Source organism: Shewanella frigidimarina NCIMB 400, from assembly GCF_000014705.1.
In the GTDB taxonomy this organism is placed as follows: domain Bacteria; phylum Pseudomonadota; class Gammaproteobacteria; order Enterobacterales; family Shewanellaceae; genus Shewanella; species Shewanella frigidimarina.
Genome location: NC_008345.1, coordinates 1,907,394 through 1,919,857, shown reverse-complemented (window position 1 = coordinate 1,919,857; position 12,464 = coordinate 1,907,394). Strand labels below are relative to the sequence as shown.

Below are 12,464 nucleotides of genomic sequence, written 5' to 3'. Positions count from 1 at the left end.
AATGAATTAATTATTTTGCAGGAGAGAATCCCAATGACAGATACCAATATCCAACTGACTTCATTGATCAGCGAAGACAATAAATTAACGCTTGCGTTAAAAAACATCGACATGCCACAACCAGGTGCCGATGAAGTGGTTATTCGCATTGAAGCTGCGCCATTAAACCCGTCTGATTTAGCCGTTCTGTTCAGCGCTGCAGATATGACTACTGCGACACAAGCAGGCACTGAACAAAGCCCCGCTATTATTGCAGATGTTCCGGCTAAATTTATGCCAGCGGTTAAAACCAGAGTCGGTAAAGCCATTCCAGTTGGTAATGAAGGTGCAGGAACCGTTGTCGCAGCAGGCTCATCGCCTGCAGCGCAAGCATTAATGGGTAAAACCGTTGCTGTTATTGGCGGTGGTACGTATCGCCAATATCTCTGTGCCAATGTGCAAAGCTGCTTAGAATTAACAAAAGGTACTACGGCTAAAGAAGGTGCATCTTCTTTTGTTAACCCACTTACGGCATTAGCAATGGTCGAAACAATGCGTGCTGAAGGCCATAAAGCCATCATTCATGCAGCGGCTGCGTCTAACCTCGGCCAAATGTTAAACCGTATTTGTATTGCCGATGGTGTCGATTTAATTAACATCGTCCGTAAAGCAGAACAAGAAACATTACTACGTGACATGGGCGCTAAATATATTGTTAACTCAAGCAGTGATACTTTCCTAGCTGACTTAACCGCAGCGATAATTGAAACAGGTGCAACGATTGCATTTGACCCAATTGGCGGCGGTAAATTAACCAGTGACATTCTTAACTGTATGGAAGTGGCTGCATCGCGTGATATGAAAGAACACAGCGTTTATGGTTCGGACACTTTCAAACAAGTTTACATTTATGGCGCATTAGACCGCGGCCCTATTACCCTAAATCGTAACTTCGGTTTTGCTTGGGCTGTTAACGGGTTCTTATTATTCAATGCGCTCGGTAAATTAGGCACTAAAACGGTTATGGCAATGCGTAAACGTGTTGCAGATGAAATCACCACCACATTTGCAAGCCACTACACCCATGAAGTGTCATTGGCTGAGGTATTACAATTAAAATCGATAGCGGGTTATTCTAAACAGGCTACCGGTGAGAAGTACTTAATTACCCCGCAAAAGTAATCAAACCTCAAAGCTCATAACCACTTAAGTGATAAATTGTTAACGTAATAAAAAGCAGATACTGATTATAGCATCTGCTTTTTTATTAAGCCGATATCGATAAATAATGACGGCTATAAAAGCGCGAATGTCCAGTTTGGTTTTCCCACTTACGGATAAAGGGTCTTTTTAGATATGGCCTGCGGCCACTCACGTCATGGCGCTTCGCCCACACCAAACCAAGAGGAAACTAACGGCAACGCCCTCTTAACTCTTTTAAAAAAATTGGCCCAGCCGCCCCGCAACATTTTCTCTATTGACTTAAACAACAGATGCGAAAAGGTCGCCATGGGGCGTTCAAAACACAAAAATATCGATTAGCTCACAATGATATGCTCAGGAATACGTTTCAGCTGGTATCTTTAAATGAATTTCTTTGCTGTATGCTAGTATAAGCAGAGTCGCACAATAATTTATTTCAGGAGAGAATGTGGGGAGATCACTTGTATTGTTTTTTTTCTTAACTCTAACACTCATATCTTCTGTCCATGGAAAAGAATGGAAACTCGCTGTGGTACCTAAATTTCATAGTGTTTTTTTTGATCAAAGCAAAGCTGGCTGTATAGATGCCGCTGCTCAAATAAAAGGCGTGGAATGCATATATCGTGGACCAGATATAAGTAATGTTAGGATGCAAGATCAGGTAATAAATCAACTGATCGATGAAGGTATAGATGGTATCGCTGTAGCCATTACACAATCTAATTATCTCGTTAAAAATAGCCTTAACAGAGCTAAAGAAGCCGGTATCCCGATAATTACCTATGACTCTGATATTGAGGCTTCAATCAACGAAGACCCTAATAGTATACGCCTAGCCTATATAGGCACTGACAATTTTGAATTGGGTAAGTCATTAGGTGAAGAATTAAAAAAACATCGGCCCAATGGCGGGACGCTAATAATGCAATCTGGGCGACCGGATTCTCCCAATCTGAATTTAAGACTGATGGGGGTCCGTTCCGCATTATCGGGAAAAATATACGATAAACCTCCTGGAGAATTGCTTAATAACGATTCAGGATGGACTGAAGTTAGAGAACCTTTCTTTAATTTTGATCAACTGGCTCAATCTGTTAATCAAATGGAGTCTGTAATGAAAGGTAAGCCTGTAAAAGCAGACTCTTTTATTGCTGTTGGTGGTTGGCCGCAAAATGACCAAGCACGTTACCGTAAAATGATTGCCCCGTACCAGGCAAAAATTAATAACAACAAGATCATCATTGTTATTACGGATACATCCTCTGAACAATTAACGATGTTGAAAGATAATCTTGTTCATATCAATATTGGTCAAGACCCATATGAAATGGGAAAACAAGCCATTTTGACGTTGTATAAAATTGTAACAGAACAAAAATATGACAAAATAATTTACACACCTATCACATTTTGCACACCAGAGAACGTTAATACATGTACCAAGGTTTCGGGATTGTAATCATATCTAATTTCGCTTGATCCAAATAATGTTTACACAACCTGATTAGGTTTAGCTTATGCTCATGTATGTAGTGGCATAGTTATTTTGGCCACCTAAATAGAGGTGATATTATTACCTCGTACATGACTTTAGGTGAACACATGAGATCGATAACCAGAAAAACATTTAGTGCTGAATTCAAACTTGAAGCAGCCCAATTAGTCCTCGATAAAAACCATAGCATCATCGAAGCAGCAAAGGCGATGAACGTGGGTAAATCAACCATGGATAAATGGGTGAGACAGTTAAAACTAGAACGCCAGGGTGGCACGCCAAAAGCCTCTCCCATTACCCCTGAACAAATTGAAATCCGTGAACTGAAGAAACAGGTAGCCCGTCTTGAGGAGCATAATCTTATTCTAAAAAAGGCTACCGCTCTCTTGATGTCAGACTCGATGAACAATTTACGCTGATCAGCGCACTCAAGCAGAGCCACTCTATTCTCACAATTTGTAATGCATTCAAAGTGCATCGAAGTAGCTATAAATATTGGCTAAAAAGAAAAGAACATATCGATGCTGACTTTACTATTTTATGCAGTGAAGTGAAGGCCGCGCATCGTATTAGTAATGGCTCTGCCGGTGCTAGAACGATAGCGCAATTAGTGACTAACAAAGGGATTAATCTCAGTCGTTATCGAGCCCGTAATCTAATGAGAAAGCTTGGATTATTAAGCTGTCAGCAGCCTAAGCATTCTTATAGGAAAGCTGCACAAGAGCATGTAGCGATCCCAAACACGCTTAATCGACAGTTTGCAGTAACTCAACCAGATCAAGTGTGGTGTGGCGATGTGACGTATGTTTGGGTCGGTAATCGTTGGGCATATTTAGCCGTTGTTTTAGACTTATTTTCCCGCAAACCTGTTGGGTGGGCTTTGTCATTATCGCCTGACAGCGAGCTGACCTCTAAAGCCTTGAAAATGGCATTTGAGTTAAGGGGGAAACCTGAGAATGTGATATATCACAGCGACCAAGGTTCACATTACACAAGCTTGAAATTCAGACAGTTATTATGGCGTCTTCAGATTGAGCAAAGCATGAGTCGTCGCGGGAATTGTTGGGATAACGCACCAATGGAGCGTTTCTTTAGAAGTTTGAAATCTGAATGGGTACCCGCAAGTGGCTATGGGAATTTTACAGAAGCAGACAAAGCGATCACAAATTACATCACTGGATATTACAGTGAAACTAGACCCCATCAATATAATGGTGGGTTAACTCCAAATGAGTCAGAACGTTTATATTGGAATGACTCTAAAACCGTGGCCAATATTACTTGACCACTACAGTATGAATAGATGATTGCTAACAGCCTTCTCGTCGTCCCAACTCTCACGTCATCCCAACTCTCACGTCATCCCGGTAATGCTTTTGAGCCGGGATCCAGGTGTTTTTTTGTTTTGTACTTATGGCCTTTATGTATTTATGGCCTACGGCCACTAACGTCGTGGCGCGTCGCCCACACCAGACCAAGAGGAAACCAACGGCTGTTCCCTCTTGAAACTCCCAGCCGCCACATCAAAATTATCTGAAAAGCGATAATTTCGCGACGTGGTTGAATCAAGCTTTTGACTTCGTTTTGGTGTTCTTCGGCCTTATTCGAAAATGCTAACGCTTTCGGTGGTACATCCTGTACCTCGAAAGCTAGCCTGACGTCCTGTCAGGCTCACGCTATTTTCTTCAACGGCCTCAAGTTCAGAGTTGAATTTAGATATTTTCAAGCAGTAACTAGCTCGTTTTTGGACATTTCCGAGTTAGAACATTAATTCTAATTCGTGAGTTTCAGGTTAAAATGTCTATGTGTAACGCCCGTTTGAGTAACTTGTTATACGTTTTTTGCACTGAACTCTTTTGCTAATCGCCCTTTAGCTACAGCTTTAGTTTTTAGGAAATCAGCAACAAAATTATAATCTGGGTGTGTTTTTAAACTTCGACTTACGAAATATACATTCGTTTTATTAGGCGAAAACGTTTCAAGAATTCCTGCTCCAGGATCGTTACCAGCTAACAAACTAAATTTTAATCCTGGAATATTAAACACAATATGCTGATAACCAGTGTGATTTTTAACGGTTGGAAATCCCATTGAAGGTATATCAACTTTTTGATTGTCTACGTATACGGCTAAAAATGTATTACTCGGAAGTTTTGTTTCTCCAAGTAAAAATTTAGAGAAAGACAACATACTCTCATCACGTATTGAGTTTTTTGTCTCAGGCATCCCATAATTGCTCCAATCCGTAGATGATAACCTCCAAGCAATGCTAACAGCAAAATACAAAAAACCTAAAGCGCAGTCATCACTAGAGGGGAAATACCAAACCTCATCTTTTACACCCGATAGCTTTTTAAACTTTTTTATCTTTGTCGCCAATTTAAAACCATTAGGTTTAGCCATAAAAGGGAGAACTTTATCTTCACCATTTTTAGAAAAGGCAGCTTCACAATTGGCGCAAAGTAAGTGTTTTTTTGCTTGCTTTGAGGTGTATGCTGCAGATTTTTCATGCCCTGAAATCCAAACGATGTTCTCTCCGTATTCAGGGAACCCCTTACTAATAGTTCGGTAAACAGCTTTAGGCATAAAATGGCTATCTATTAGTTTTTCCGATTTATGGCATAAAGCACAGATTCCGTTCACCAAACCTCCCTAAACGTATAACAGCTTATTGAACGGCTCGCCCGATAAAGCCGGCTGTTCAAGTTATTGATTTATATCATCCTACATTCTCTATGTCTTTGATGTAAAGCGATAAAATACTCTCAACATCCTAAAACAAAACGAGCTTGCGCGTTAATGTCGTTAAAAAAATATGCGATTAAATTTATTTTCAACATTATCAATCAATTATAGTTTTCTAATTAAACCTACGTTACGACTTTAGGCTGGCTTAATGAGTTGTTTGATTTAAATTAAGCCAAATCTCATTATACCTGCATATAAAACCAGTTCAGTAGATTATGCAACCTAGGCAGTAAGAATGGCATCGGTAAAAGAGCAATATCAATTAAATTTTGTATGGAAAACGAAGGTAAGCATTATTAAATAGAGCTTTGGTTCTAAGTAACTTTGGGTCAAAAACCAGTTAGTTTTCTTGACTTGGAAATGGACCGATTCAACATTAAAATTGAGGCCGTTGAAGAAAATAGCGTGAGCCTGACAGGACGTCAGGCTAGCTTTCGTTGGCCAGGGATGGCCTATCGGAAGCGTTAGCATTTTCGAATAAGGGCGAAGCAGGATTCAAATGAAGTTAAAAGCTGGATCTACCCCATGGCGACCTTTTCGCTGTTTGAAAATGTTGCGGGGCGGCTGGGTGATCCAAGAGGGAACAGCCGTTGGTTTCCTCTTGGTCTGGTGTGGGCGAAGCACCACGACGTTAGTGGCCGTAGGCCATAGCCCAAACAAATTTTGGGGCAAAAACGAGTTAGTTTTCTTGACTTGGAAATGGTGTGATTCAACTCTGGACTTGAGCACGTTGAAGACTCTTTATAAAAGAATACGTGAGCTGGCCATGGATGGTGAGCTTAACTTTCGCGGTACAGGATGTACCATCGGAAGCGTTAGCATTTTCATTCTTTACTATAAAGAGGTGGCCGAAGCAGGCTGCAAACGAAGTTAAAAGTTGAATTAATCCCCATGGCGACCTTTTCGCAGCTGTTATTTTGTAAAGAGCGAAAATGTTGCGGGGCGGCTGGGCTAATTCTTATAAAGAGTAAAGAGGGAATAGCCGTTGATTTCCTCTTGCTCTGGTGTGGGTGAAGCGCCACGACGTTAGTGGCCGCAGGCCATAACCTAAACAAGCTTTGAGGCATAAATAACTTAAAGATTTTACTTTCAAAAGGTGTGATTCAACTCTGAACTTGAGGCCGTTGAAAACTCTTTATACAAGAATGCATGATGCTCACATGGCCTTTCTCGCACCAAATTGCTGAAATGGCCGTTGACGGGAACCTCAGTCAGCATGTGAATGAGGTTTCGTCGGATTTGTTCGGCTGCGCCTCATATCTATCCATATATGTTAGTTATCCTTAGGACATCATTAATAACGCCTATGAATCTCGCAATTCTCGACGTAAGATCTTGCCAACATTTGATTTTGGTAATTCATCTCTAAATTCGATTATCCTTGGGTTTTTATAACCGGTAAGATATTTTCTACAATGTTTTTTTATTTCGCCAACGGTCACATTACCTTTGCGTACAATAAATAATTTAACTTTTTCTCCTGTGGCGTCATCGGGAATGCCAATGGCCGCAGCTTCGATGATGTGAGGATGAAGGGTTGCAACTTCTTCAATTTCAGTTGGAAAAACATTAAATCCCGACACTAGAATCATATCTTTTTTACGGTCTTCAATATAAAAAATTCCATCGTCATCCATTCTTCCTATATCGCCAGAACTTAACCACCCTCCTGCATGCATTACAGTATTGGTTTCGGCTTCTTGTTGCCAATAGCCTTTCATCACTTGGGGGCCTCTAATTTGAATTTCACCAATTTGGTTAGGACCTAAAGGTTCATTTTCATCATTAACGATACGTAGTTCAGTGCTGGGTAAAGGGACACCAATTGAAGAAATAAATGATTGTTGTTGATGAGTACCTGCAGCGACTACTGGGGAACATTCAGTTAAGCCATAACCTTCTATGACAGGCATTCCAGTAAGTTGTTGCCAACGATCAGCAATATGTTTCTGCGTCGGCATTCCACCTGCAATAGTAAAACGAGCGTGACTAAAATCTAATTTTTGAAAACCAGCATGATTGTTTAGGCCATTAAAAAGAGTATTTAAACCAAAAACCATTGTGAATGGATATTTACTTAAATCTGCTACGAAACCATCTATATCTCTTGGATTGGTAATGAGTAAATTTGTTGCACCGAGAAAGAGCATAAACATCATACTCACTGAGTTGGCAAAAATATGATAAAGCGGAAGTGGGGTTACGGCATATTCCTTATCATATAAGGTTCTTGGGCTAAAATGCGCATGAACCTGTAGAACATTAGAAATAATATTACTATGAGTCAGCATTGCCCCTTTCGCAGGCCCCGTCGTTCCACCTGTATATTGGAGATATGCTAAATCATCTACTGTTATTTGGGGATCAATAAAGGGAAGTTTCTTGCCTTCGGTTAATGCTCTACGCAATGAAATAGCGTCGGGAATATGATATTTAGGCACTATTTTTTTGACATGTTTGATAAGAAAGTTAACCAATGTGCGCTTATGCATCGCTAACTCATCTCCGATTTTGGTTAACATAACATGCTTAATGTTAGTCTCATGCAGTATTTGCTGAAGGTTATTACCAAAATTTGTTACGGCAACAATAGCACTGGCCCCTGAGTCTCGTAATTGGTGTTTTAATTCTCGAGGGGTATAAAGTGGATTAACATTGACAATAATGAGTCCTGCTTTTAATGCACCTAAAATAGTGATCGGATATTGCAATAAATTAGGCATCATCAAGGCGATTCGTTCGCCTTTTTTCATTTTTAGTTCAGATTGCAGATAAGCAGCAAAAGCGTTACTTTTACTTTCGAGATCTTGATAGGATAAGCTATGTCCCATATTAATATATGCTGCTTTTTTAGCATGCGCATTAAAAGACTCTTTAAACAAATCATTGATATTGTTATACATACTTGAATCTATTTTTGTGGGCACATCCTCAGGATATTGTGTTAGCCACGGTTTATCATTTGTCATTATAGCCATCATTAATGTTGTTTAAACATCATTATTGTAAATTAACTCACCTAATTAGTATAAAAATAATAGCTTGAATTCAATGAATTAACGACTGTTCTAGGGGGTTAGCAGTAGTTAATCTCTCGGAGTGTGACTCGTCCCTACTTTTATCGCTTTTCCGCCTAACTCTATCTTTCTTCATCCATGAAAAAAGCATTTAGCTACTGCACTATCATGACCGTTTCTACTGTGGCACATGCGTGTATCAGGGCTTGTTATTAAAGTAAGCTTCGTCAGTCAGACAAATGAACTAAAAAGCAGGATAAATCCCCATGGCGATTTTTCGTATCTGTGTTTAAGTCATTAAAGAAAATGTTGCGGGCTGGGCCTATTCATTTATAAAAAATAAACAGGCGACAGCCGTTGGTTTCCTGTTGTTTTGGTGTGTGTGATGCGCCACGACGTTAGTGGCCGCAGACCATATCGACAACAACAAACGCTATAATCAATATCCCCTACTCCCCAAACAGTAATAAGCAACCAATATCCCCTCACTCACAAAGAGTAAATCAATCACCCAACAGGCATTTTTTATATTTAATCGTTGTTTTCTGAATTGAATTAGCATTAGATGTAAGCAGGTTGTATTTGAAGGAAGAAATGACTGAATGAAAAATATTATTTGCGATATTGATGGTGTGCTACTGCATGACAACAAGCTAATCCCAGGAAGCGACAAGTTTATTCACCGCGTACTTGAACAAGGCAATCCGCTGGTTATCCTCACTAATTATCCCGTTCAAACTGGTAAAGACTTACAAAATCGACTCGGCGCTGCAGGTATTAATGTACCAGAAACCTGCTTTTATACCTCAGCCATGGCTACAGCAGACTTTCTGAAACACCAAACAGGGAATAAAGCTTATGTGATTGGCGAAGGTGCACTGACTCACGAGCTTTACAACGCAGGTTTTACCATAACTGATATTAACCCAGACTTTGTCATTGTGGGTGAAACCCGCTCTTACAACTGGGACATGATCCATAAAGCATCTCGTTTTGTTGCTGGCGGCGCACGCTTTATTGCAACCAACCCAGACACCCACGGCCCGGCATTTAGCCCAGCATGTGGCGCATTATGTGCAGCCATTGAGCGTATTACAGGTAAGATGCCATTTTATGTGGGTAAGCCTAGCTCGTGGATTATTCGCTCTGCGTTGAATCATATTCAGGGTCATTCTGAAAACACCGTGATTATCGGCGATAACATGCGCACCGATATTCTGGCTGGCTTCCAAGCGGGCCTGGAAACGATTCTAGTGACAACTGGTGTGAGCCAAATGAGTGATATAGACAAAGAACCTTTCAGACCAAATCACGTGTTTGCCTGCGCTGGTGATATCGACGTCGTTTAATTTGCACCAGTTAATGTCCGCCAGTTAATAAGCTGGGCATCCAAGACACAATTTACATTAGGTAACACAATTCCAAGCCAGTGAACTTGTTTTCAAGCACTGGCTTGCTTCATTATGCTTGTCTGAAATAAAAACGAATAACAATAACAGGATATAGCATGAAACGATTGTTTCCTTTTTGCGCCATTGCCTTACTGTCAGCATGTAACGGCGATGATGCTAAACACACTGCAACCGACGATATTATTCCGGCTAAAGTGACTGCGGTAACCTTTGATGAACAACGCTTTAGAACTGATATCGAAACATTATCGTCAGATAAATTTGAAGGTCGCGCGCCGACAACCCAAGGCGAAAAGCTTACCCTAGAATATTTGTCTGCCGCCTTCACCCAAATGGGGCTTAAAGGCGCTTATAAAGGAAGTTTTTTGCAACCGGTTCCAATGGTGAGCTACACCGCAAGCGAGCAACAACAAGTTACTTTAGCTGGGATGGATTTACAGTATCGCCAAGATATCGTGTTAGGCAGTCGTCACGATAGCAATCAAGTGAGTATTAAAGATGCGCCATTAGTGTTTGTTGGTTACGGTATTAATGCACCTGAATATGGCTGGAATGATTACCAAGACCTCAACATGAAAGGCAAAATTGCCATCATTTTGGTCAACGATCCAGGCTTTGCACATCCTGAAGGTGCCAAGTTCAATGGTAAGGCGATGACTTACTATGGTCGTTGGAGCTATAAGTTTGAAGAAGCCAGTCGCCAAGGCGCGTTAGGCGCAATTATCATTCATGATACAGAACCGGCCTCTTACCCTTGGTCGGTAGTTGAAAACAGCTGGACTGGTGCTCAACAAGATTTAGTTCAAAGCAAAGCAGAACAAGATCAGCGGGTCCAAGTTGAAGGTTGGTTAACCTTAGACAGTGCTACAGCCTTATTCGATAAAGCGGGCCTGTCATTAACGTCATTAATGGATCGCGCCGCAACCAATTCACTCAATGTCGATTTGGCCCAAACAGCCAGCATTGAATTTGCCAATAAAGCCGAATATGCCGACAGTTATAATGTGGTTGCAACATTAGCTGGCAGCAAACAAGCTGATGAGCAGATTTTATTTACTGCCCATTGGGATCATATCGGTACAGATGACACTAAAGACGGCGACCAAATTTATAATGGCGCGTTAGATAATGCCACTGGTACCGCCGGTATTTTAGAAATTGCCCGTCAGTTTGCCCAGCAAGCTAAACAAGGGCATGGCTTAGCCCGTTCATTAACCTTTATTGCTACTACTGGTGAAGAACAAGGCTTATTAGGTTCACGTTATTATGCCGCTAACCCAATTTATCCAATTGATAAAACCGTGGCAGTATTTAACCTCGACAGCACTAATATTTATGGCAAAACCAAAGATTACACGATTGTCGGTAAAGGCCAGTCTGAGTTAGAAAACTATTTAGACCGCGCTGTCGCTAAACAAAATCGCACCAGCCAAGGCGAGCTAAACCCTGCATCGGGCGGTTTTTTCCGTTCAGACCACTTCAGCTTTGCTAAATTAGGCGTGCCAGCAGTATTTGCCGGTGGTGGTAACGAACCACTTGATGAAGCTACCGCACAATACAAAACGGCAATGTTGGTCAAAATGAAGGGCTGTTACCATAACGTTTGCGATCATTATCGTCCTGAATGGGATTTATCCGGTTCATTACAAGATTTAGGCGTGTACTACCAAGCCGCTGCTGAGTTAGGTAATAATCAAGATTGGCCAGGATACTTTGCCGGTTCTGAATTTAATCAATTACGTCCTGCAGATTAGTACCGCACCACCCTATTCCTTCCCCCCAAGCAAGGATTGGCCCATCATGTATTTGATGGGCTTTTTTTATTGGTATTTGGCTAGTACTGGCTATTAGCATCTGTGTCATTAATCTTTGTCTCATCAAGCTTTGTGTCATTAGCCTCTAAGCTAAGCCTCTAGATAAACGTGACTTACACTTTACTAAATTCATTTAGCGCTTCGATGGCTAAAGCCGCCTTTTCTGTTTGCACAAAAATATGGTCATGATAATAAGCGGCAATAACATTGGCGCTTATGCCTTTTTCGGTGAGCTTATTGGCTACGGCGGCCGTTAAACCAACGGCATCAAGACTAGAGTGCACCGTTAAGGTAATGCCTTTAAATACTGATTCAAAAGACAAGCCGCCCTCTATAGCTGCCGTTTTGGTTAATACTAACGTCAACCCTTCAGATTCGCGAAAGGTCGCAATTGGCGATAAGCTTTGATAATCACCATATTGGCCGCCCGGCACTGAGCAAAAAACGTATTCGTCATCTAACAATACCGGTGACATCGATGCGAGTAGTGCCGTTAAATTTGTTTCACCTACCATACTTTTTCCTTAAATATGTTTTCGTTATAAAGTGATTTTATTAATCACGATCTTCTAAGTGACCAATATAAGTCACTAACAGGAGTGACCAAGATAACCCTATCGAGTATTAAAACACTTAACAAGTTAGGCATTGATTGGCTGGCTATCACCGAGTGAATAAAAGCCCCATTACCGCGCATCAACATGTCACGCAGGCGCTATTATGGCGATGTTAACGTCGTAAAATGTCCATTAAGCCCCACTTTTGTTCAAATAAACATCAAGCGCACAGCATTAGT

General features: G+C 41.0%; 9 protein-coding genes. 6 read left to right on the top strand and 3 right to left on the bottom strand.

The features are described from left to right. Positions 1-33 precede the first annotated feature (33 nt). The 3 genes from SFRI_RS08305 (at position 34) to SFRI_RS08290 (ending at position 3,962) form a co-directional block, all read left to right on the top strand. Positions 34-1,161, top strand: a complete 1,128-nt coding sequence (locus SFRI_RS08305; protein ID WP_011637079.1) for a zinc-binding dehydrogenase — start codon at positions 34-36, stop codon at positions 1,159-1,161. 469 nt (positions 1,162-1,630) lie between these two features. Continuing rightward, positions 1,631-2,641: a substrate-binding domain-containing protein gene (locus tag SFRI_RS08300; RefSeq protein ID WP_011637078.1), complete on the top strand. Its 1,011-nt coding sequence runs from the start codon at positions 1,631-1,633 to the stop codon at positions 2,639-2,641. Between the two features lie 143 nt (positions 2,642-2,784). Further along, a protein-coding gene (locus SFRI_RS08290) for an IS3-like element ISShfr6 family transposase (protein WP_086019740.1) occupies positions 2,785-3,962 on the top strand; the annotation gives its coding sequence in 2 pieces (ribosomal slippage) (positions 2,785-3,043 and positions 3,043-3,962; 1,179 coding nt in all). A 545-nt stretch (positions 3,963-4,507) separates the two neighbouring features. On the opposite strand, the gene SFRI_RS08285 is transcribed toward SFRI_RS08290, so the two are convergent. Next, the gene (locus SFRI_RS08285; protein ID WP_011637077.1) at positions 4,508-5,320 is read right to left on the bottom strand and encodes a hypothetical protein; all 813 of its coding nucleotides are present in this window, start codon (positions 5,318-5,320) and stop codon (positions 4,508-4,510) included. 604 nt (positions 5,321-5,924) lie between these two features. Here SFRI_RS08285 and SFRI_RS08280 point away from each other — a divergent pair. Continuing rightward, on the top strand, positions 5,925-6,299 hold the full coding sequence (locus SFRI_RS08280) for a hypothetical protein (RefSeq protein ID WP_011637076.1): 375 nt from the start codon (positions 5,925-5,927) through the stop codon (positions 6,297-6,299). A 430-nt stretch (positions 6,300-6,729) separates the two neighbouring features. Here the strand turns inward: SFRI_RS08280 and SFRI_RS08275 are convergent, their stop codons facing one another. Then, a complete protein-coding gene (locus SFRI_RS08275) occupies positions 6,730-8,406 on the bottom strand; it encodes an AMP-binding protein (protein ID WP_011637075.1) in 1,677 nt (558 codons plus the stop codon). Between the two features lie 638 nt (positions 8,407-9,044). Here SFRI_RS08275 and SFRI_RS08270 point away from each other — a divergent pair. Continuing rightward, a complete protein-coding gene (locus SFRI_RS08270) occupies positions 9,045-9,791 on the top strand; it encodes an HAD-IIA family hydrolase (RefSeq protein ID WP_011637074.1) in 747 nt (248 codons plus the stop codon). A gap of 158 nt (positions 9,792-9,949) precedes the next feature. After that, a complete protein-coding gene (locus SFRI_RS08265; RefSeq protein ID WP_011637073.1) occupies positions 9,950-11,608 on the top strand; it encodes a M28 family metallopeptidase in 1,659 nt (552 codons plus the stop codon). Positions 11,609-11,781: 173 nt separating this feature from the next. On the opposite strand, the gene SFRI_RS08260 is transcribed toward SFRI_RS08265, so the two are convergent. Continuing rightward, on the bottom strand, positions 11,782-12,183 hold the full coding sequence (locus tag SFRI_RS08260; protein ID WP_011637072.1) for an ACT domain-containing protein: 402 nt from the start codon (positions 12,181-12,183) through the stop codon (positions 11,782-11,784). Positions 12,184-12,464 lie beyond the last annotated feature (281 nt).

Bases quoted from the DNA above. Each gene is read 5' to 3' on its own strand.
- SFRI_RS08280 (WP_011637076.1), top strand. From the start codon at position 5,925: ATGAAGTTAAAAGCTGGATCTACCCCATGGCGACCTTTTCGCTGTTTG.
- SFRI_RS08265 (WP_011637073.1), top strand. From the start codon at position 9,950: ATGAAACGATTGTTTCCTTTTTGCGCCATTGCCTTACTGTCAGCATGT.
- SFRI_RS08260 (WP_011637072.1), bottom strand. From the start codon at position 12,183: ATGGTAGGTGAAACAAATTTAACGGCACTACTCGCATCGATGTCACCG.
- SFRI_RS08305 (WP_011637079.1), top strand. From the start codon at position 34: ATGACAGATACCAATATCCAACTGACTTCATTGATCAGCGAAGACAAT.
- SFRI_RS08270 (WP_011637074.1), top strand. From the start codon at position 9,045: ATGAAAAATATTATTTGCGATATTGATGGTGTGCTACTGCATGACAAC.
- SFRI_RS08275 (WP_011637075.1), bottom strand. From the start codon at position 8,406: ATGATGGCTATAATGACAAATGATAAACCGTGGCTAACACAATATCCT.